This is a genomic window from Phaeobacter sp. JH20_29 (assembly GCF_048056175.1).
In the GTDB taxonomy this organism is placed as follows: domain Bacteria; phylum Pseudomonadota; class Alphaproteobacteria; order Rhodobacterales; family Rhodobacteraceae; genus Phaeobacter; species Phaeobacter bryozoorum.
Genome location: NZ_JAYMWO010000009.1, coordinates 41,552 through 60,500 on the forward strand (window position 1 = coordinate 41,552; position 18,949 = coordinate 60,500).

Consider the following 18,949-nt stretch of genomic DNA (forward strand, 5'->3'; position numbering starts at 1 on the left):
CTCAGCCAAATGTCGCTAAATCGCCTGTTGTCTAGATGCCGGTGAATTCTGGGGCCATGACCTGGCTTATCAGACCACCGGTGTTCACCGCGTGATAGATAGACCGGGGCGGGCGGGCCGCACCATCCACGCTGCGGCACACCCAGCTTTTTGCTTCCATTGATTTCAATGACTGCGACAGGGCCCGATCCGTTACTGTCGGCAGGTTTCGCTTGATGTCGCTGAAATGACTTGGTCTGTGAAGCGTTGTCAGTACCGGCAATGTCCATGACCGGCGCAGCAGGGGCCGGTCGTCCTCGCACGCGACATCGTGGATCTTGCAGGCGATGGCTGCGGCTGCCGCGCCTGATTGAGTGAGCCGAAATTCGGGGCGTAGCGGATGACCGTAGCCCGGATTGCGCTCAATCAGGCCAAGGTCAATCAAATGATCCATACTTTGCGCAAAGGCGGTCCGGCTGGCACCGGTCGCAGCCAGCAACGGCGCCTGCCGCCCGGCGATACCGGAACTGAGGCTCGACAGAATGGGCATTGCCCAGGCCCTGGATGTGATGTTGACAAGCGTCATTATGTCCATAAAGTATAGTTAGTATATTTTAGATCATAAGGAAAGCCCATGTCACTCGTTTCAGTAGATCAAACCATCACCATCGCAATGTCGGTCAAGGATCGCCACGCCAGCGCCAAATGGTACGAAACCATGTTGGGCTTTGAGTTGCTCTATCATGCTGACGAGGCAGGCTGGTCCGAGGTTCAAACCAACACGCCCGGAGTCGCAATCGGCCTTGGCGAGCACACGAAGCCCGCGCCGGGAAACTGCGTCCCTGTCTTTGGCTGCGCTGATCTGGAGTCGGCCCGGCAGAAACTGGAACAGGCCAACGTCAAATTTGATGGCGAAACGGATGTGGTCGAAGGCATGGTCAAAACCGCGACCTTCTACGACCCCGACGGCAACGCGCTGATGCTCGCACAGGACTTGACCGGCGGTTAAAGCTGATCGGCCGGAGCCGTGGCAGAGCCGCAAACCAGGTAACGGGCCACGCCTGATACGCCCACGCCCCATTTGCATCTCCACGGCTCAGCTGCCGTAGACGCGGCCCCAGCGTTCGATCAGGCTCTGTTGCAGCTTTTTGGCGCGGCGATTCCAGCTTTGCGCGCCTTTGGGGCGCTCGCGTTCGGCGCGGGGTATGCGTGCGCGGGCCTGCTGGTCGGCGCTGAATATGGCAAAGGCCAGCACGGTGCCGTCGGTCGCGGTCATGAAGCCGCCCAGACCCGATACGAAATTGAGCGTACCGGTCTTGGCGGTGACCTTGATCGGATGCGCTTTCAGCACGCGCCCCTTGCTGTCGCGCATCGGGAAGGATTTGAGCAGCGGTTTCAGCCGCCCGTCCCGATAGGAGGCCACCAGCGCGCTGACCATGTCATCCGGTGTGATCCGCGATGCCTCGCCCAGACCGGAATGATCCACCAGCCGGGTATTGGTCATGCCATAGGTTGCCGCAGCCCAGCTGTTCATCGCCGCCGCCGAATCCTTCAGCGCGCGCGGCCGGCCACCACGCGCCTGCGTTGCCGCCAGGCCGATCATCTCGGCCATCAGATTGTTGGAATATTTCAGCGTCGCCTTCAGCATCAGATCAAGCGGTGGGCTGTTGTGATGGGCCACCACCTGCCCCGAGGGCGGCGCGTTGGCCGGTTTCGGCGCGCCCAGCTTGATCCCGTTGGCGCGCGCCATGGTGCGGAACACATCGGCGGCATAGGCGCCCGGATGACGCACCGGCAGCCAGCGCGCGCCGCCTTTGCCCAGAGCCTGGCTGGCGACGGTCCAGTGATCGGTGTCGTTGCGTTCGGAATAGCTGTATACCGGCAGGCTGCGCTGCGCGATCTTCATCGTGGCAACGGAGACTTCTGGGCGATATTTCTCGGTGCGGGCATCCATGGTCACCGCCCAGCCCTGCCCTGCGCGTTTCCATTCGAAATGCACCCGGTTGTAATTGAGCGCGAGGCCAGAAATGGCCGGGCTGTAGCCGACGTGATCGGGCTGACCCGGGTCGATCGAGGCGATCTGCGGCAGCGCCCCCTCCCAGATCCGGAAGGCACCACGCACCTCGCGGACGCCGGCCGCCTTCAGCGCCTGCGCCAGCCGCGCGAGATTGTCGGTGTTGAGCATCGGGTCGCCGCCGCCCACCAGCACCAGATCGCCGCCGACCACGCCGCCGCTGATCCCGCCGGTGGCCACAATCTGCGTGGTAAAGCGATGGTCCGGCCCCAGCGCATCGAGCGCATAAAGAGCGGTCAGCGCCTTGGCGACGCTGGCCGGCGGCAGGGCCGACGCGGCGCCCTCAGCCTCAAGCCGCAGTCCGCTTTTGACGTCCGCCACGGCGCAGGCAATCTGCCCAGAGAGGCCCGCGCGCGCCAGGAGCCCCTTCAGCCCGCCGCCGGCGCTGATCAGGCTGGCAGGATCCCGTGCCACCGGGCGCAGAGAAACAGCCGGCGCATTGGCCAGGGCTGTCTGCGCCGCCACGGAGGCAAGGCCAGAGGTCAGAAAAAATCGTCGCGAAATCATATCAGCAATAGTCTACTCAAAACCCCTACAATTCTGCAAACATGCGGCAGGTTATTATGCCGCAGTCCGACAGCCCCCCGACCGCAAACTGGCGGCTTTTCTTTGGCCGAGCCGCCTGCTACCGCTGACGCGATGGTACGGGCAGTGATGATCATGTTTGTCGCCATGTCAATGATCCCTGCCGGGGACCTTTGCGGGAAACTGCTCACATCGGGCGGTCTGGCGACACCGGGATTCGTGGCCTGGTCTCGATTTGCAATCGGCACAGCGATGGTGGCGCCGTTTGCCTTGCGCAGTGCCTATCCGCTGCTGGCCGACTGGCGGCTGTGGCTGCGCGCGGCGCTGCTGAGCGGCGGTATCCTGTCGATCCAGATCGCATTGAAGACCGAACCGCTGGCAAATGTGTTTGCCGCCTTTTTTGTCGGGCCGATGGTTAGCTATGTGCTCTCCGTCCTGCTGCTGCGCGAACCTGCGACGCTGGCGCGCAGCCTGCTGATGGCGCTGGGATTCTGCGGCGTGCTGCTGGTGGTGCGGCCCGGGCTGGGGGGCTCGGTCAATCTGATCTGGGCGGTTCTGGCGGGGGTGTTCTATGGCGGATTTCTCACCACCTCGCGCTGGCTGTCGCATCTTGGCACGCCGCTGCAGCTGAGCCTGACCCAGCTGTCGATCAGCGCGCTGCTGACGCTGCCGCTGGGGCTGACCGCCCTGCCCGCGCCCGGACTGGCGACTGCGGCGCTGACCTTTGGCAGTGCGGGGTTTTCGATGCTGGGCAATCTGCTGCTGCTCTTTGCCTATGCGCAGGCACCCGCGTCACGGCTGGCACCGCTGGTCTATTTCCAGCTGATCGCCGCCGTCTCGCTCGGCTGGCTGGTCTTTGATCAATGGCCTGATGTGCTGACCTGGGCCGGTCTGTGTGTGGTCATCAGCGCCGGTCTGGTCTCAGCGCGGCTGCGTCGCTGACCAATCGCCACGCGCCCGGATCGCGCTAGAGCTGATATTGACCATCGGCACGTTCACAAAACACCAGGCCGGGGCCTCGGCATGGGCCAGCAGACGGCTCTGCCCACCTTTCAGCCGATACGGTGCATAAAGCCGCGCGGCAGGCGACAGCCGCGCCGAGATCCGCTCACCCGGTCGCGCCAGCACCCCAACGGGTACGGTGTCCAGAATCTGCCGCCAGTCTTTCCAGCGGTGGAAATCGGCCAGATTATCCGCCCCCATCAACCAGACAAAGCGCACGCCGGGATGGCGCTGCCGCAGCAGGCGCAGCGTCTCGGCCGTGTAGCAGGTGCCGACATCGGCCTCGATCCCGCTGATCTGCACACGCGGATGGTCCATCAGCGCCCGCGCGGCGGCAATCCGGCGGTCAAGCGGCGCTGGCGGGTGCGCCTTAAGCGGATTGCCGGGCGACACCAGCCAGACCAGCTGATCCAGCCCAAAGCGTTTGAGCGCTGCCAGCGAGATGGCACGATGCCCCTGATGCGGCGGATCAAAGGACCCGCCCAGAAGGCCAACAGTGGTACCGGGCGGAATATGGGGCAAGCGGTGCATCATGCCTGCCTTGATGCACATAGTTGCAAGAGAGATCAATCAGCTGTTGCAGGCTCTGGTTGCGAAACTGTGAAAGCCGCCCCGCCAGTCTTTGCGATCATGGCGGCAGGCGTGCACGCCCCGCGCCCGCGCCCCTGCATCCCGCATTGCCCCCGCCTTTCCCATCCGCTATCACACCAGCCAGCAAATTCCCCCCTTACACGGAGCTGTCTCATGGCTGCCTATCAATACGTCTACCACATGCAGGGGGTCTCCAAGACCTACCCCGGTGGCAAGAAATGCTTTGAAAACATCCACCTGTCCTTTCTCCCCGGTGTGAAAATCGGTGTTGTCGGCGTCAACGGCGCCGGTAAATCAACGCTGATGAAGATCATGGCCGGGCTCGATACCGATTTCACCGGTGAGGCCTGGGCCGCCGAGGGCGCCAAGGTTGGCTATCTACCGCAGGAGCCGAAGCTGGACGAAAGCCTGACCGTGCGTGAAAACGTCATGCTGGGCGTCGCCGGGAAAAAGGCCATTCTTGATCGCTACAATGAGCTGGCGATGAACTACTCGGACGAGACCGCCGAGGAAATGGCCGAGCTGCAGGACAAGATCGACGCCGAGAACCTCTGGGATCTGGACAGCCAGATCGACGTCTCGATGGAGGCGCTGCGCTGCCCGCCGGATGATGCCGAAATCGCCAACCTGTCTGGTGGTGAGCGCCGTCGCGTGGCCCTCTGCAAGCTGCTGCTTGAAGCCCCCGACATGCTGCTCCTTGACGAACCGACCAACCACCTTGATGCGGAAACCATCGCCTGGCTGCAACAGCATCTCATCGACTACAAGGGCACTATCCTCTGCGTCACCCACGACCGTTATTTCCTGGATGACATCACCGGCTGGATCCTCGAGCTGGACCGGGGCCGCGGCATCCCCTACGAGGGCAATTATTCCAGCTGGCTGGAACAGAAGGCCAAACGTCTGGAGCAGGAAGCGCGCGAAGACAAATCCAAGCAGAAGACGCTGGAGCGCGAACTGGAATGGATGCGTCAGGGCGCCAAGGCGCGTCAGGCCAAATCCAAGGCCCGGATCAACGCCTATAACGATCTGGCCAGCCAGTCCGAGCGCGAGAAACTGACCCGCGCCCAGATCGTCATCCCCAACGGCCCGCGTCTGGGGTCCAAGGTGATCGAGGTCTCGGGCATCTCCAAACATTACGGCGACAAGCAGCTGGTGGAGAACCTGTCCTTTGACCTGCCCCCCGGCGGCATCGTCGGCGTGATCGGTCCCAACGGTGCGGGTAAATCGACCCTGTTCCGGATGCTGACCGGACAGGAACAGCCCGATGAGGGCAGCGTCAGCTATGGCGATACCGTGAAACTGTCCTATGTCGACCAGTCACGCGACGATCTGAACGACAATGACACCGTCTGGGAAGCCATCTCCGGCGGCGCCGAGATCATCGAGCTGGGCGACGCGCAGGTCAACTCCCGCGCCTATTGCTCGTCGTTCAACTTCAAGGGCGGCGACCAGCAGAAGAAACTGTCGCTGCTGTCGGGCGGCGAGCGCAACCGGGTCCATATGGCGCGGCTGCTGAAAGAGGGCGGCAACGTGCTGCTGCTTGACGAACCGACCAACGATCTGGACGTCGAAACCCTGCGCGCGCTGGAAGACGCACTGGTCGATTTCGCCGGCTGCGCCGTGGTCATCTCGCACGACCGTTTCTTCCTCGACCGGATCTGTACGCATATTCTGGCCTTTGAGGGCGACGCCCATGTGGAGTGGTTCGAGGGCAACTTCGAGGACTACGAAGAAGACAAGAAACGCCGCCTGGGCCCCGACGCGCTGGAGCCCAAGCGTCTGAAGCACAAGAAGTTCGTGCGATAAGTGAGCTTCAGGGGGTGATGCGATACCAGCTCACCCCCTGAAGTCTTCAAATCACTCCTTCCCAAAAGGCTTATTCGGCGTCGTCCTCTTAATAGAGGCCGGCGTCCCCTCTCATCCGGCTTTCCAGGTCGTCGTGTTCCCTTTGTCGGAACCAACCCGTTCCCACAGCCGCCATGACCCCGGCATAATTTGAACAAAATTAACCCTATTCTGAGATTTGCCGGGGCCTGTGCCCGTCGGCGAACCACAGAAGGGTGAGAGCATGGCAGGAATCGGGATCTTGGTAGGCGTCATTGGCGGGCTGAATGCGGCCGTATTGGGCTATACGCTGATCGGCCTGTCCTTCGGCATGAGCCTGCTGCTCTATCCGCTGTTCGGAGTGCCCTCGGCGATGCTGGCGATCCTGCTGCTGTGGACGCAAAAGGCCGCCCGCGATGCGCTGGCGGACAAGGCCGGGGACAAGCGGGCGCACGGAGCACATCAGGGGCTGTCGGCGAAACCCGCGCGGGCCTGATATCCGCCGCAGCCGACCACTCCACGGGTCAAATACGTGCGATATGCGCACCAAAACAGCCCGTCGCGGCCATAATGCCAGAATAAGCTGCAACACATACCAATATACTCGCCATCTGACCGTAAGACATATTGATTGCATCGCCTGTTTCAGGGCAATTTCCCCTCAGTTGAGTGAGGGTGATATGGCTTGGTTGGCGATGTTGACGAGTACCGGTGTGACCATGATGGTCACGGTGATATACTATGTGGCGTACAACCTGCCCATCTGGGGGCTTCTTCTGCTCTATAGTGGCATCAGCAGCCTGCTTGGCGTCGGCCTCACCGTGGCGCTGGTCCTGAAAAGCGGCGGCTTCCCGCGCAGACGCCCAGAGCAAAATTCGCAGGATACATCAATTTGACACCTTCCACACGCGCAGCGAAGATCGCGCATCCATCTGATATTTCCAATTGAAATCACAGCATTACACATAATTCAGCAGATCCCATCACCTGCGCCACCCCCGATGTTAACCAAATTTAAAGACAATTTGAGCTATCTTGCTCGAACACAGAGAGTTGCACTCTGCCTGAAAAATTGTAGATTAAATGCGACTCAACCTAAGAGGTATAAACATGGCATGGATCGGGATCATTGTCGGTACTTTTGCAGGGATTTTCTCTGCGGTCGCCGCCTATACCCTCTATGCGCTGCCACTTTGGTATAGTTTGCTGCTCTACCCTACCGTTGGCACAACCGCCGCCATTGTGACCATGCTTGCAATGCTGCATCTGCCGCCGGGTCTGCGCCCGATGATGCCGCCGGACGGGGATGAAACCCACCGCATGGCCTGAGCCGACCGCAGGACCTGAGCCAACCGCAGGGCCAAACCCCCTTATCCGCGTTTCGATATCAGCCGAGCCTCCGGCTCATCCCTTCGCCCAGCTCACGATCTGGCCTGCGCGCAGGGCGCCTGCCTGCCGTTTCTGTTCCTTGCCGCGCACAAAGCGGACAAGTGTCGGGATCCCCTTGATCCGATAGCGTGCGCCGGTGGACTGATGGGTCTGGGTGTTCAGCTTGACCAGCCGCACCTGCCCCTGCAGCGTTTTTGCCGCCTTGGCATAATCCGGGGCCATCATCTTGCAAGGACCACACCAGGGCGCCCAGAAATCCACCACCAGCGGCAGGTCATCCTGCGCGGCGGCCTTTTGCAGGGTCGCCGGGTCGACATCGACGGGCGTCGAGGGGATCAGCGCAGCCCCGCAGGTGCCGCATTTGGGGCCGGCGGCCAGACGGTCCTCGGGCACGCGGTTCAGCTGGGCACAGCTGAGGCAGGTCAGGGTCTTGGCACCCATGGGGCAATCTCTCCTTCGCATCACTGACCGCCGGGGCGGCGTGGCGCCTGTATTCAGGCCAGATATACTGGCCAGAGGCGGCAGGACAAGCCCTGCCCGCGCTGGTGCCCACCCGCTAGAAGGTGAGCTTGGCGCCCAGAATGACGCTATGCGAGCGCACGCTGGCATCGCCTGTGCGCCGGGGCAGGATCAGCGGCACAAAGCCATCGTTGAACAGGTATTCCGCCCCCAGCGTGACATTCGGGGCCAGCGCAACCTCCATCCCGAGGATGATCTGCGACATCGACTCCCATTCGGTGCCGGAGGCGCCTTGCCGCCCGTGGCTGGCGGAGAGTGAATAGACCGCCGGACGTCCCAGCACCTCCCCCCGGTAGCGCCCCTGCAGCGTCAGCGCGCTGACCTTGTGATCGGTGGCAGGCCAGCGGTCGGTGGTCTGGGTGAACTCGGCCATGACGTCGAAGCGCTCTGCGCTGAGGGTGGCGTGAATATCCCAAGCGCCGTTCCAGCCCCGGTCGATGCCGCTTCCGGGGGGATGATGGGCAATGGTGCTGTCGTAGATCGTGCCGCGCAGAAAACCGGCCCCCAGTTTCAGCCCCATACCATTGGCCAGCGGAATGCGATGGGAGGCGTTCAGCGCGTAATTGGTGTAGTGATCATCGTTCTTCGGGCTGCTGATCACCCGGTTCCCCCGGTGGTTGCGAATGATCGACAGCGCCAGTTCGGTACGCTCGGTGATATAACCGATCTCGATCAGCGGATCCTTGGTCTGGGCCCAGAAGTAATGGCTGTTATGGGTATGGGTGAAGGGCGCATAGCTGGCAAAATTGCCGAAATTCACCGTCTTGCGCCCAACCGCCAGATAAAAGGGCGACCGGTCCAGATCACCAACCGCCAGCCAGGCCTTGCGCAGCTGGATGTCGTTCTGGCCGGGATATTCGACCTCGGTATATTCGCCCTGCACAACCGCTGTCAGCAGCGGGGTGGTGGCGGTCGCGATCAGCGAGATATCATTGATCACACCATAGGTATCGGTGGTGCCGCTGGTGTGGGTCGGCGGCAGCCGCGACAGGATCGGAAATTTGCCGGGCGTATTGGTATTCTCATAGATCACCGTGCCTAAGAAGCGCCCGCCAAAGGTGATCCGATTGACCCCGAGCTGCCCCGATTGCCGCGCGCGCAGGGCAATGGCGACCTTGTTGGTCACATCTTCCTGACGGTCCAGCATCCGTTCTGAATAACGCAGTGAGGTGGCGAGAAACCCCGCATCTTCCTGAGCCTCAACCCGATCCGCAGCCGCGAGGCCGACAGCCATAATCAGCGCGGTCACTGCCGCGCGCCCCCCAAATGAAACAGTCACAATGGTTACTCCAGTATACCCCCGACAAACCGCCAGACGGGCTGTAAACAGCCACCGGCCGGTTTCGGACGGGATCGCAGACCTGAAACGCAGAAGCCGAGAAATAGCCCCTGTCCGGGCCTGAGATCTCCGGCAGAGCTGCCCCCGCAGCCGTGCCGACATGACGCCCTCAAACGAGAAACCCGCCGGAAATGACGGTGGATCAGAAACGCGATCCGATCACAGGATATCACAGCTTCGTGATATCACGAAGCCTGATTTGCCAATGTCCTATGGCCCATCAGGGCATCGCGCTGTTGCACCAACGTCGCGCCGTCTGCCCGCAACGGCGGCCGTGCGGGCGCCGCTATTGACCGGATTGTTCGCGCACCGCAGACTGATGGCATCTGTTCCAAAACCGAAAGAGCCACGCATGTTGTCACGCCGCGCCTTTCTGGCCAGCTCCGCCGCCGCCTCTCTCTGGCCTCAGATCGGGTCAGCCGAAACTGCCTTTGACCCCACTCCGCAGGAGGTCCGCATCAAGAAGCAATTCGCCCCCGGGCAAATTCTGGTGCTGCCGCGATCCTATTACCTTTATTACGTGACAGAGCCGCGCCGGGCGCGCCGCTATGGCGTTGGCGTCGGGCGGGCCGGTCTTGAATTCACCGGCACCGCCGTCATCCAGGCCAAGAAAGAATGGCCAACCTGGCGCCCGACGGACGAGATGATCGAACGCGATCCGCGCAGCTATGCCCGCTTTGTCGATAATAAATACATCCAGCCCGGTGGCACTGATAACCCGCTGGGCGCGCGCGCGCTCTACCTGTTTCAGAACGGCATCGACACCTATTTCCGTATTCACGGCACCAATCAGCCGCAAACGATCGGCCATTCCGTCTCCAACGGCTGCATCCGCATGACGAACGAGCATATCGTCGACCTCTACGAACGGGTGCCCTTGGGAACCGTGGTGACGGTGCTCTGATCAGGACCAGACCAAGGTGGCAGCGCGTGATCTGGCGGCGCATCGGCGCCAGCTTGCCTGTCCGGGTGCCAAGCCCCGCCGATGGCCATCCACAGCGCCTCTGGCAGCGCCAAACTGACAGGCACCCCCCGCTATAACACTTGCACCGAGAGGACATTGGCGACAAGATCGTTCCCGCAAGGTTACGCAGAACTCATCGCTGTCCTAGGAGGCTCGGTCATGAATACGCAATGACATTGCCGGGCTGTCGCATGTCGCGGACAGGGATTTAGAGTAAGACTGGGAGAAGAAGACGATGGCCACAGGCACCGTCAAATGGTTCAACACCACCAAAGGTTACGGTTTCATTGCACCCGATGCGGGTGGCAGCGATGTGTTCGTACATATTTCCGCCGTTGAGCGGTCGGGGCTGACCGGCCTCGCGGACAACCAGAAAGTGACCTATGAGCTGCAACCGGGCCGTGACGGCCGCGAGTCTGCGGTGAATATCGAGCTGGCCTAACCCGCCTACCCGAAGAAGATCAGCTGTCGGCCCCCTTTCGGGGCCGTCTTTTGTTGTGGTGCCCAGTCATCTGCCGCAGCACCTCTGCGGTCATCCCGTGGCGGCCCCGCGTCAGCGGTCCACCTTGGCCACCAGATCCAGCACCTTCGGGCCGATGGCCGCCACATTCAGCGCCACGCCTTTTGCGTTGGGATGAATGCCGTCCTCCTGTAGATACGGCCCCGCCGCCTGCGGATCATTGCCGGTTGCCGCGCGGATCCCGGCAAGGCTGTCGTCATGCAGCAGCGCGCCATAGTCGCGCGCCAGCTCGGGGAAGATTGCGTCGAATTCTGCCTTGAAGTCGGCGCCATAGTTGCCCGGCGCCGCGATACCAACCAACAGCACCGGCACCGCATTGGCCTTGGCGACCTCCAGAATACGGGCGAGATTGGCGCGGCTCTCAGCCGGGGCGATCCCGCGCAGCAGGTCATTGCCGCCCAATGCGACGATCAGCGCATCCGGCCCGTCGGCCAGCGTCCAGTCGATCCGCGCCGCGCCACCCGCCGTGGTATCGCCGGAGACACCGGCATTGATCAGGCGCACCTCAGCCCCCTGTTCCCCCAGCCAGCGCTGTAGCTGCGGCACCCAGCCCTGCCCCTGCGGCAGCCCGTAGCCCTGCACCAGACTGTCCCCCAAAGCCGCCACCCGAACCGGATCGGCCTGCGCAACTGCGGCAGTTAATATAAAAATCAATCCGGCCATTATCTTGCGCATTGGTAGAAAGGCTCCATATCGAGAGTGATCCCAAAACAGGCGCGACGTCACATGCAGTCCAGCACGATCCCCCAGTCCGACCCTATCCTGAACCTCCAGCATGCGTCTTTGTCGCTGGTTGGCAATACCGGACCTGTCGAAATCCTGCATGACATCTCGCTTGCGGTCGAAAGCGGCGAGACGCTGGGCCTGATTGGTCCCTCCGGGTCGGGCAAATCCTCGCTGCTGATGGTGATGGGCGGACTGGAACAGGCAACCGGCGGCACCGTCTCGGCGCTGGGGCAGGACCTGACCGCGATGGATGAGGATGCGCTGGCGCGGTTTCGCCGCGACAATATGGGTGTCGTGTTCCAGAGCTTTCACCTGATCCCCACCATGACGGCGCTCGAAAATGTCGCCACCCCGCTGGAACTGGCCGGGCACAGGGATGCCTTTGACCGCGCGCAGGCCGAACTGGAGGCCGTGGGGCTCGGCCATCGTGCCGGTCACTTCCCGGCGCAGATGTCAGGTGGGGAACAACAGCGTGTGGCACTGGCACGCGCCCTGGTGACCCGCCCGCGGATCCTGCTGGCGGATGAGCCGACGGGCAATCTGGACGCCACCAACGGCGATGCGATCATGGACCTGCTGTTTGACCTGCGCGACCGCTATGGCGCGACGCTGATCATGGTCACCCATGCGCCGGAACTGGCGGCGCGCTGTGACCGGGTGATCCGGCTGCGCGATGGCCGTCTCGACCTTGCCGCCGCGCGCGAGGCCGCTGAATGAACACCTTGTCGCTGGCGACACGCTTTGCCATGCGGGAGCTGCGCGGCGGGCTGCATGGGTTTCGCGTTTTCCTGATCTGTCTGGCGCTGGGGGTGGCGGTGATTGCCGGGATCGGCTCGCTGCGCTCGGCGATTGAAACCGGGCTGAGCGAGGAAGGCGCGGTCTTGCTGGGCGGGGATGCCGAACTGGGCTTTACCTATCGGCGCGCCAGCCCAGAGGAACAGGCCTGGATGCAGGCCACTGCCCTGCGCCGCTCCGAGGTGATCGACTTCCGGTCGATGGCAGCTGTCGGTGAGGAACGCGCCCTGACGCAGGTGAAGGCGGTAGACAGCGCCTATCCACTGGTTGGCACGGTGCGGCTCTCGCCGGATCTGCCGCTGCCACAGGCGCTGGATGGTGCCGGGGACCTGCCCGGTGGCGTGATGCAGCGGGTGCTTGCGGATCGGCTGGGCCTCTCTGTTGGTGACCGCTTTGCCCTTGGCACCCAAGGCTTTGTTCTGACCGCACTGCTGGAGAATGAACCGGATGCCGCCAGCGCGGGCTTCACGCTGGGGCCACGCACCATCGTGCGCAGCGCTGACCTGGCCCGATCCGGCCTGTTGCAGCCCGGCACGCTGTTTTCCAGCAAATACCGGCTGACCCTGCCCGAAGGCACCGATCTGGAGCAGCTGAAATCCCGCGCCGAAGCCGAGCTGGACAACAGCGGTATGCGCTGGACCGACGCCCGTAACGGCGCACCGGGCATCGCCACCTTTGTCGAGCGGCTGGCCGGGTTTCTGGTGCTGGTTGGCCTCTCCGGGCTGGCTGTGGGCGGCATCGGCGTCTCAGCCGCCGTGCGCGCCTATCTGGCGGGCAAGACCGCGACCATCGCCACCCTGCGCACGCTGGGCGCGGACCGCCGGACGATCTTTCTGACCTATTTTCTGCAAATCGGGGCGCTGGCGCTGCTTGGTGTTGCGATTGGCCTCGTGATCGGCGGGCTGGCCCCGGTGCTGCTGGGGCCGCTGATTGCGGCGCAGCTGCCGTTTCCTGCGGTCTTTGGCATCTCGGTCCCGGCGTTGAGCGAAGCGGCGCTTTACGGGCTGCTGACGGCCTTTGTCTTTGCGCTCTGGCCGCTGGCCCGCGCCGAGCGGATCCGCGCTGCGGCGCTGTTTCGTGACGCGCTGGACAGCCGCAGCCGCTGGCCTGCCCCCCGCTATATCGTCGCCACGGCTGTCTCGGTGGCGGCGCTGATTGGTTCTGCCGCGCTGTTCAGCGGCGCGATTGAGCTGACGCTTTGGACCGCTGCGGGGCTGATCGGCGCGCTGGCGGTGCTGCTGCTGGCCGCGCTGGTGCTGGGCTGGATCGCCCGCCGCGCCGCGCCGCTGACCCGTGGATATCCGGCGCTTCGATGGGCGCTTTCGGCGATTGGCACCTCCCGCGATGGCGCCGTGCCGACCGTGCTGGCCCTGGGGCTGGGGCTGACCGTTCTGGCCGCGATTGGTCAGGTCGACGGCAATATGCGCCGCGCCATCGAAGGCAACCTGCCCGATGTGGCGCCCTCCTATTTCTTCGTTGATATCCAGCGCGATCAGATGCCGGATTTCCTCGCCCGCGTGGAGCAGGACCCGGCGGTTGAGCGCGTGCAGAGCGCACCGATGCTGCGCGGCATCCTCACCACCATCAACGGCCAGCCCGCAACCGAGGTGGCAGGCGATCACTGGGTCGTCCGGGGCGATCGCGGCATCACCTATGCCGCCAAACAGCCAGACACCACCCAGATCGTCGCGGGCGCGTGGTGGCCCGAAGAGTACACCGGCGCGCCGCAGGTCAGCTTTGCCCGCGAAGAGGCCGAGGAGCTGGGTCTCAACCTTGGCGACACGCTGACGCTCAACGTGCTGGGCCGCGACATTACCGCCACCATCACCAGCCTGCGCGAGGTCGATTTTTCCACGGCGGGCATGGGCTTTGTCATGGTGCTGAACGAAAGCGCGCTTGCAGGGGCCCCGCACAGCTATATCGCCACGGTCTATGCCGAACAGGAGGCCGAAGCCCAGATCCTGCGCGATCTCGCCAAGGCGATGCCGAACATCACCGCGATCCGGGTCCGCGATGCGCTGGACCGGGTGTCGGACCTGTTGCGACAGCTCGCATCTGCCACCGCCTATGGTGCCGCGGCAACGCTGCTGACCGGTTTCATGGTGCTGATTGGCACCGCCGCCGCCGGCGAACCTGCCCGCCGCTACGAGGCGGCTGTCCTCAAGACGCTGGGCGCGCCGCGACGGCAGATCCTGATCAGCTTTGCGCTCAGATCGGTGTTTCTGGGCGCCGGGGCCGGCCTGGTCGCGCTGACGGCCGGAATGACCGGGGCCTGGGCCATCAACACCTATGTGTTCGAAAGCGATTATCAGGTGATCTGGAGCAATGCGCTGGCGATCATCAGCGGCGGCATCCTGACCACGCTGCTGGCCGGGCTGGCCTTTGCCTGGCGGCCCCTTCAGGTGCGCCCGGCCCGGATCCTGCGGGCCCGCGACTAGGCCACACCGCGGCCTCTGGGGCCGCGCTTGCGGGGCCGCAGCCACAACACCAGCCACGACGTCAGCCACGGCGGGCGGGCGCCAGAGCATCTCAGCTGGCGTAGCGCGCGCAGCCGGTCGAAACCGGCGATTGGAACAGGGCAAACAGCGCATCATTGTCGCAGACCAGCGCCTCCAGGGTGATCCCGTCCAGCGACCGGTAGAAGGCCTGCGCCGCATCGGCAAGGGCAATCCGCAGCCGACAGGCCGAAACCAGCGGGCAGGTATTGTCGGCATCGGCAAAACACTCAACCATCGGCACCGTGCCCTCGACCGCGCGAAAGACATCGCCAATGCCGATTTCCGCCGCGGGCCTGCCCAGCGACATGCCCCCGTTACGCCCGCGCTGCGTATGCAGATAGCCCAGCTGCGCCAACTGGTTGATCACCTGCGCCAAATGGTTCTCCGAGATATTGCAGCGCGCGGCAATTTCGGATTTGGTAACCAGGCGGTCCGCATGGGCTGCACAATACATCAACAGCCGCACTGCAATATTTGTCCGTTTCGTGATCCGCATGATCGCCCCTCCGAGGTGCCTTGTCGCAAGATCATGACATGGCCGCACAAAGGCCACTTTGACATGTATCAAAGCCGCACGCGCTTTCGCCTGCCCCTGCCCCTGACCCTACCCCTGCCGGGTCCCGCTGCGCCGCCCGCAGGCAGCGCCGACGCAGGGCAAACGGTGGGCAACAGCCCCCGCCTGCCTGTGGCGGTCAGCGCCGCTGAGACAGACATCGCCAGTCAGGAGATCTGAATGCCCGCCCCCGTTTCCCCAGCCCCCTATTTCTTTGGCTACGGCAGCCTGGTGAACACGCGCACCCATGGCTACGGTCAGGCCCGCCCCGCGCGACTCAGCGGCTGGCGCCGGGCCTGGGTGCATACCGATCTGCGCCCGGTTGCCTTTCTCAGCGCCGTGCCCTGTGACAGAACCACCATCGACGGGCTGATCGCCGAGGTGCCGGGCGCCGACTGGGCGGCGCTTGATGACCGCGAATTTGCCTATGAGCGGCTGCCTGCCGGCGGCGCGGTTCAACATGATCTGACCCCGGAGACCGATATCGCGGTCTATGCGGTGCCCGGCCACAGCCAGCGCGCGGCCAGCCTGCGCCATCCGATCCTGCTCAGCTATCTCGACGTGGTCATTCAGGGCTATCTGGACGTCTTCGGCGCCAATGGTGTCGCCGCCTTCGTGCGCACAACCGATGGCTGGGACGCGCCGATCCTGAACGACCGCAGCGCCCCGCGATATCCCAGAGCGCAGAGGCTGACTGCTGAAGAGCTGGATCTGGTCGATCAGCATCTGCTGGCGCTTGGCGCGACCGTTATCGGGGCAGATCAGTGATTTCCCGCACCCTGCTCTATGTCCGGCGGATCACCCGGCAACTGTGGTTCCGGGTTGTGCTGCTCTCGGCCTGTTCGCTGCTGGCGCTGGCCATCGCCCCCTGGCTCACGCCCTTCATACCCGAAGACCTAGGCGAACGCTTTGGCCGCGAGGCGGCGCTGCCGGTGCTGACCATCCTTGCCTCCGGGATGCTGGCGGTCACCACATTTTCGCTCAATGTCATGGTCTCGGCCTATCGTACGGCCGCTGCCACGGCGACGCCACGGGTCTATCGACTGCTGCTGGAGGATACGATCACCCAGAGCGTATTGGCCACCTTTGTCGGCGGGTTTGTCTTCAGTCTGAGCGCGGTGATCCTGTTCCGCGCCGGGTTCTACAGCGAGGATGCCGCCATCGTGATCTTTGCCATCACCGTCGGAGTGGTGGCGCTGATCGTCGTGGCGATTTTGCGCTGGATTGACCATCTGTCGGGACTTGGCAGCATGGATCACACGCTGCGCCTGATCGAAGAGCGCAGCCGCACCAGCCTGCGCCAGCGGGCCGAAGCGCCCTGCCTGGGCGCCGCCTGCGCCGAGGATGACACCAGATTTCAGCAGCAGGGCCGGGCCATCCCGGCGCAGGCCTCGGGCTTTGTGCGGTTTGTCGATGTCGCAGGGTTGCAGACGCTGGCCGAAGAGGCCGAGACCAGGATCGCCATCCACCGCACCCCCGGCGAATTCGTGCTGCGCGGGCGGCCGGTGGCCTATGCCGAGACCGGCGAGGAGACGCTCTGCGAGGCGGCCAGCCGCTGCATCGAAATCGGTGATGTGCGCAGTTTCGATCAGGATCCCTCCTTTGGCCTGACGCTGCTGGCGGAAACCGCACAGCGCGCCCTGTCGCCCGGCGTCAATGATCCCGGCACCGCGCTGGAGGTCATGGGACGGCTGGAACGGCTGCTGTGGGAGAATACCCCGGATGAGGCCGAGCCTGACGCGCGCGACGTGTCCTTTGACCGGGTGATGATGCCTGCGGTCTCGGCCCGGCACCTGCTGTCCTGCGCCTTTCCGCCTATCGCCCGCGCCGGCGGCGACGACCCTGCGGTGATCGACTGGATGGACAAGGCGCTCTCGGCGCTGGCGCATCATCCCAACCCGGCCATGGCCGAGGCCGCCGCCGACCTGCGCGATGGCAAGCGGAAGGGAGATGACCAAGAGGGAGACCAGGAGGGAGAGCCGAAGTGACACCCGGAGGCGGGCCCAAAGGGCGGCGGCCAAGGCGGCTCCCGCCCGCGCAACAGGGCAGATCTGCCTTGCCCTGAGCGCAGTTGGGCATGGCAGACCGCCTACAGGCGGTCTGCGGCGCCGCGCGGGCGCGCGGCGCCCGGCCCAACCGCAGAGGTGGCTTCTGTGATGCCACCGATGTGGGCGGGAGCACCCCGGATAGCACAGGACAGCACAAAGGCGGCCCCCTATGGTGCCGCCTTTGCATCAGACAGTCGTCAAAGCTCAGCCGCGGGCGCGGACCGTTTCCATCAGCGCCAGCAGGGCGGACATGTCGGGGCCGCGCTCCATGCCGGTCACGGCTTTGCGCAGCGGCATGAACAGGCCCTTGCCCTTGCGGCCCGTCGCCTCTTTCACAGCAGCGGTCCATGTGCCCCAGCTCTCGCTGTCGTAAGGGCCTTCGGGCAGCAGCGCCATCGCCTCGGCGATGAAGTCCTTGTCCTCATCAGCAACAAGCGGCTCGGCGCCGTCGCGGCAGAGGTCCCACCAGCCCGCCAGATCCTTCAGCGTGGTGATGTTCTCCTTGGCCATATCCCAGAATGCGGCCTGTTTCTCTGCCGGAACCCCCAGCGCGTCCACATGGGACTGCACGGCCTCCAGCGGCAGGGACTGCAAATACCGGGCGGTCAGCGGATAGAGATCCTGCACATCGAACTTGGTCGGCGCGGCACCAAAACGGTTGATGTCGAAACCCTCGATCAGCTCTGCCAGTTCCGCGCGCAGCTCAACCGGGTCGGAGGAGCCAAGGCGCGCCATCAGGCTCAGCAGCGCCATCGGCTGCACGCCCGCTTCACGCAGATCGCGCAGGGCCAGCGTGCCGAGGCGTTTGGACAGCGCCTCACCCTGCGGGCCGGTCAAGAGCGAGTGATGCGCAAAGGAGGGGACAGTGCCGCCGAGCGCCTCGATGATCTGGATCTGGGTGGCGGTGTTGGTGACATGGTCAGAGCCGCGCACAACATGGGTCACGCCCATTTCCGTGTCGTCCACTACCGAGGCCAGCGTATAGAGGAACTGGCCGTCGCCACGGATCAAGACCGGGTCGGAGACCGAAGCGGCATCGATGGAGATATCGCCCAGGATACCATCGGTCCACTCGATCCGCTCCTGATCCAGCTTGAAGCGCCAGACACCATCGCCGCGCTCGGCGCGCAGCTTGGCCTTGTCGTCCTCCGACAGGTTCAGCGCAGCGCGATCATAGACCGGCGGCTTGCCCATGTTCAGCTGCTTCTTGCGCTTCAGGTCCAGTTCAACCGGCGTTTCAAACGCCTCGTAGAACCGGCCGATCTCGCGCAGCTTGTCGGCAGCGGCGACATAGCGGTCAAGACGTTCGGACTGGCGTTCAACACGGTCCCAGGTCAGGCCCAGCCATTCCAGATCCTGCTTGATGGCATCGACGTACTCTTCCTTCGACCGCTCCGGGTCGGTGTCGTCGATGCGCAGGATGAAGCTGCCGCCGGCCTTGCGGGCGATCAGATAGTTCATCAGCGCGGTGCGCAGATTGCCAACGTGGATATAGCCGGTCGGCGACGGGGCAAATCGGGTGGTTGTCATCACAAGTCTCCTGTTGCCCTGCCCCATGTCACATAGGCGACGTTTTGTCCAGTTGCGGCGCAGTCGCCGA

20 protein-coding genes are annotated in these 18,949 nt (G+C 63.9%); 12 read left to right on the forward strand and 8 right to left on the reverse strand.

All coding sequences use genetic code 11. From position 1 onward, the window contains the following. Positions 1 to 31 precede the first annotated feature (31 nt). Positions 32 to 574, reverse strand: a complete 543-nt coding sequence (locus VWZ85_RS06325; RefSeq protein WP_416587454.1) for a winged helix-turn-helix transcriptional regulator — start codon at positions 572 to 574, stop codon at positions 32 to 34. Between the two features lie 39 nt (positions 575 to 613). On the opposite strand from VWZ85_RS06325, the gene VWZ85_RS06330 reads away from it, so the two are divergent. After that, entirely contained in the window at positions 614 to 988 is a 375-nt protein-coding gene (locus tag VWZ85_RS06330) for a VOC family protein (protein ID WP_416536707.1), read from the forward strand. Positions 989 to 1,075: 87 nt separating this feature from the next. Here the strand turns inward: VWZ85_RS06330 and dacB are convergent, their stop codons facing one another. Beyond that, a complete protein-coding gene (gene dacB / locus VWZ85_RS06335; protein ID WP_416587455.1) occupies positions 1,076 to 2,560 on the reverse strand; it encodes a D-alanyl-D-alanine carboxypeptidase/D-alanyl-D-alanine-endopeptidase in 1,485 nt (494 codons plus the stop codon). A 153-nt stretch (positions 2,561 to 2,713) separates the two neighbouring features. On the opposite strand from dacB, the gene VWZ85_RS06340 reads away from it, so the two are divergent. Continuing rightward, complete coding sequence (locus VWZ85_RS06340; RefSeq protein ID WP_416536719.1) at positions 2,714 to 3,520, forward strand: DMT family transporter; 807 nt, start codon at positions 2,714 to 2,716, stop codon at positions 3,518 to 3,520. Here the strand turns inward: VWZ85_RS06340 and VWZ85_RS06345 are convergent. Then, complete coding sequence (locus VWZ85_RS06345; RefSeq protein ID WP_416536705.1) at positions 3,500 to 4,114, reverse strand: nicotinate-nucleotide adenylyltransferase; 615 nt, start codon at positions 4,112 to 4,114, stop codon at positions 3,500 to 3,502. The genes VWZ85_RS06340 and VWZ85_RS06345 overlap by 21 nt on opposite strands. Positions 4,115 to 4,324: 210 nt before the next feature. Here VWZ85_RS06345 and ettA point away from each other — a divergent pair, with 210 nt between their 5' ends. From ettA to VWZ85_RS06365, 4 genes are all read left to right on the forward strand, one after another. Further along, a complete protein-coding gene (gene ettA, locus VWZ85_RS06350) occupies positions 4,325 to 5,980 on the forward strand; it encodes an energy-dependent translational throttle protein EttA (protein WP_340547292.1) in 1,656 nt (551 codons plus the stop codon). A gap of 262 nt (positions 5,981 to 6,242) precedes the next feature. Continuing rightward, positions 6,243 to 6,494 (forward strand): hypothetical protein, encoded by a 252-nt coding sequence (locus VWZ85_RS06355; RefSeq protein WP_416536704.1) that lies wholly within the window; start codon positions 6,243 to 6,245, stop codon positions 6,492 to 6,494. Between the two features lie 199 nt (positions 6,495 to 6,693). Continuing rightward, positions 6,694 to 6,894, forward strand: coding sequence for a hypothetical protein (locus VWZ85_RS06360; RefSeq protein ID WP_416537445.1), 201 nt, complete (start codon positions 6,694 to 6,696; stop codon positions 6,892 to 6,894). Positions 6,895 to 7,108: 214 nt separating this feature from the next. Next, on the forward strand, positions 7,109 to 7,327 hold the full coding sequence (locus tag VWZ85_RS06365; RefSeq protein ID WP_340547295.1) for a hypothetical protein: 219 nt from the start codon (positions 7,109 to 7,111) through the stop codon (positions 7,325 to 7,327). A 75-nt stretch (positions 7,328 to 7,402) separates the two neighbouring features. Here VWZ85_RS06365 and trxC read toward each other — a convergent pair whose 3' ends face one another. Together trxC and VWZ85_RS06375 are read right to left on the reverse strand one after the other, a co-directional pair. After that, a complete protein-coding gene (gene trxC / locus VWZ85_RS06370) occupies positions 7,403 to 7,828 on the reverse strand; it encodes a thioredoxin TrxC (protein ID WP_340547296.1) in 426 nt (141 codons plus the stop codon). 115 nt (positions 7,829 to 7,943) lie between these two features. Continuing rightward, the gene (locus tag VWZ85_RS06375; protein ID WP_416536701.1) at positions 7,944 to 9,185 is read right to left on the reverse strand and encodes a hypothetical protein; all 1,242 of its coding nucleotides are present in this window, start codon (positions 9,183 to 9,185) and stop codon (positions 7,944 to 7,946) included. A gap of 412 nt (positions 9,186 to 9,597) precedes the next feature. On the opposite strand from VWZ85_RS06375, the gene VWZ85_RS06380 reads away from it, so the two are divergent. Further along, positions 9,598 to 10,149, forward strand: a complete 552-nt coding sequence (locus VWZ85_RS06380) for a L,D-transpeptidase (protein ID WP_340547298.1) — start codon at positions 9,598 to 9,600, stop codon at positions 10,147 to 10,149. A gap of 295 nt (positions 10,150 to 10,444) precedes the next feature. Then, entirely contained in the window at positions 10,445 to 10,651 is a 207-nt protein-coding gene (locus VWZ85_RS06385) for a cold-shock protein (protein ID WP_014875536.1), read from the forward strand. 111 nt (positions 10,652 to 10,762) lie between these two features. Here VWZ85_RS06385 and VWZ85_RS06390 read toward each other — a convergent pair whose 3' ends face one another. Then, positions 10,763 to 11,404 (reverse strand): arylesterase, encoded by a 642-nt coding sequence (locus VWZ85_RS06390; protein WP_416587457.1) that lies wholly within the window; start codon positions 11,402 to 11,404, stop codon positions 10,763 to 10,765. A 51-nt stretch (positions 11,405 to 11,455) separates the two neighbouring features. Here VWZ85_RS06390 and VWZ85_RS06395 point away from each other — a divergent pair, with 51 nt between their 5' ends. Together VWZ85_RS06395 and VWZ85_RS06400 are read left to right on the forward strand one after the other, a co-directional pair. Next, complete coding sequence (locus tag VWZ85_RS06395; protein WP_340547300.1) at positions 11,456 to 12,172, forward strand: ABC transporter ATP-binding protein; 717 nt, start codon at positions 11,456 to 11,458, stop codon at positions 12,170 to 12,172. After that, positions 12,169 to 14,688: an ABC transporter permease gene (locus tag VWZ85_RS06400; protein WP_416587458.1), complete on the forward strand. Its 2,520-nt coding sequence runs from the start codon at positions 12,169 to 12,171 to the stop codon at positions 14,686 to 14,688. The genes VWZ85_RS06395 and VWZ85_RS06400 overlap by 4 nt, the downstream gene beginning before the upstream one ends. A 91-nt stretch (positions 14,689 to 14,779) precedes the next feature. On the opposite strand, the gene VWZ85_RS06405 is transcribed toward VWZ85_RS06400, so the two are convergent. Beyond that, positions 14,780 to 15,244 carry an RrF2 family transcriptional regulator gene (locus VWZ85_RS06405; protein ID WP_416537449.1) on the reverse strand — a complete coding sequence of 155 codons (465 nt, stop codon included), beginning with the start codon at positions 15,242 to 15,244 and terminating at the stop codon, positions 14,780 to 14,782. A 237-nt stretch (positions 15,245 to 15,481) separates the two neighbouring features. Here VWZ85_RS06405 and VWZ85_RS06410 point away from each other — a divergent pair, with 237 nt between their 5' ends. Together VWZ85_RS06410 and VWZ85_RS06415 are read left to right on the forward strand one after the other, a co-directional pair. Continuing rightward, positions 15,482 to 16,069, forward strand: a complete 588-nt coding sequence (locus tag VWZ85_RS06410; RefSeq protein WP_416587461.1) for a gamma-glutamylcyclotransferase family protein — start codon at positions 15,482 to 15,484, stop codon at positions 16,067 to 16,069. Continuing rightward, positions 16,066 to 17,289: a DUF2254 domain-containing protein gene (locus VWZ85_RS06415; RefSeq protein WP_416553804.1), complete on the forward strand. Its 1,224-nt coding sequence runs from the start codon at positions 16,066 to 16,068 to the stop codon at positions 17,287 to 17,289. The genes VWZ85_RS06410 and VWZ85_RS06415 overlap by 4 nt, the downstream gene beginning before the upstream one ends. 264 nt (positions 17,290 to 17,553) lie before the next feature. Here VWZ85_RS06415 and gltX read toward each other — a convergent pair whose 3' ends face one another. Continuing rightward, a complete protein-coding gene (gltX, locus tag VWZ85_RS06420) occupies positions 17,554 to 18,879 on the reverse strand; it encodes a glutamate--tRNA ligase (RefSeq protein ID WP_340547305.1) in 1,326 nt (441 codons plus the stop codon). Positions 18,880 to 18,949: the final 70 nt, after the last annotated feature.

Coding starts and splice junctions, on each gene's coding strand:
- dacB (WP_416587455.1), bottom strand. CDS start 2,560: ATGATTTCGCGACGATTTTTTCTGACCTCTGGCCTTGCCTCCGTGGCG.
- VWZ85_RS06385 (WP_014875536.1), top strand. CDS start 10,445: ATGGCCACAGGCACCGTCAAATGGTTCAACACCACCAAAGGTTACGGT.
- VWZ85_RS06400 (WP_416587458.1), top strand. CDS start 12,169: ATGAACACCTTGTCGCTGGCGACACGCTTTGCCATGCGGGAGCTGCGC.
- trxC (WP_340547296.1), bottom strand. CDS start 7,828: ATGGGTGCCAAGACCCTGACCTGCCTCAGCTGTGCCCAGCTGAACCGC.
- VWZ85_RS06325 (WP_416587454.1), bottom strand. CDS start 574: ATGGACATAATGACGCTTGTCAACATCACATCCAGGGCCTGGGCAATG.
- gltX (WP_340547305.1), bottom strand. CDS start 18,879: ATGACAACCACCCGATTTGCCCCGTCGCCGACCGGCTATATCCACGTT.
- ettA (WP_340547292.1), top strand. CDS start 4,325: ATGGCTGCCTATCAATACGTCTACCACATGCAGGGGGTCTCCAAGACC.
- VWZ85_RS06380 (WP_340547298.1), top strand. CDS start 9,598: ATGTTGTCACGCCGCGCCTTTCTGGCCAGCTCCGCCGCCGCCTCTCTC.
- VWZ85_RS06340 (WP_416536719.1), top strand. CDS start 2,714: ATGTTTGTCGCCATGTCAATGATCCCTGCCGGGGACCTTTGCGGGAAA.
- VWZ85_RS06330 (WP_416536707.1), top strand. CDS start 614: ATGTCACTCGTTTCAGTAGATCAAACCATCACCATCGCAATGTCGGTC.
- VWZ85_RS06390 (WP_416587457.1), bottom strand. CDS start 11,404: ATGCGCAAGATAATGGCCGGATTGATTTTTATATTAACTGCCGCAGTT.
- VWZ85_RS06410 (WP_416587461.1), top strand. CDS start 15,482: ATGCCCGCCCCCGTTTCCCCAGCCCCCTATTTCTTTGGCTACGGCAGC.
- VWZ85_RS06405 (WP_416537449.1), bottom strand. CDS start 15,244: ATGCGGATCACGAAACGGACAAATATTGCAGTGCGGCTGTTGATGTAT.
- VWZ85_RS06355 (WP_416536704.1), top strand. CDS start 6,243: ATGGCAGGAATCGGGATCTTGGTAGGCGTCATTGGCGGGCTGAATGCG.
- VWZ85_RS06365 (WP_340547295.1), top strand. CDS start 7,109: ATGGCATGGATCGGGATCATTGTCGGTACTTTTGCAGGGATTTTCTCT.
- VWZ85_RS06360 (WP_416537445.1), top strand. CDS start 6,694: ATGTTGACGAGTACCGGTGTGACCATGATGGTCACGGTGATATACTAT.
- VWZ85_RS06395 (WP_340547300.1), top strand. CDS start 11,456: ATGCAGTCCAGCACGATCCCCCAGTCCGACCCTATCCTGAACCTCCAG.
- VWZ85_RS06345 (WP_416536705.1), bottom strand. CDS start 4,114: ATGATGCACCGCTTGCCCCATATTCCGCCCGGTACCACTGTTGGCCTT.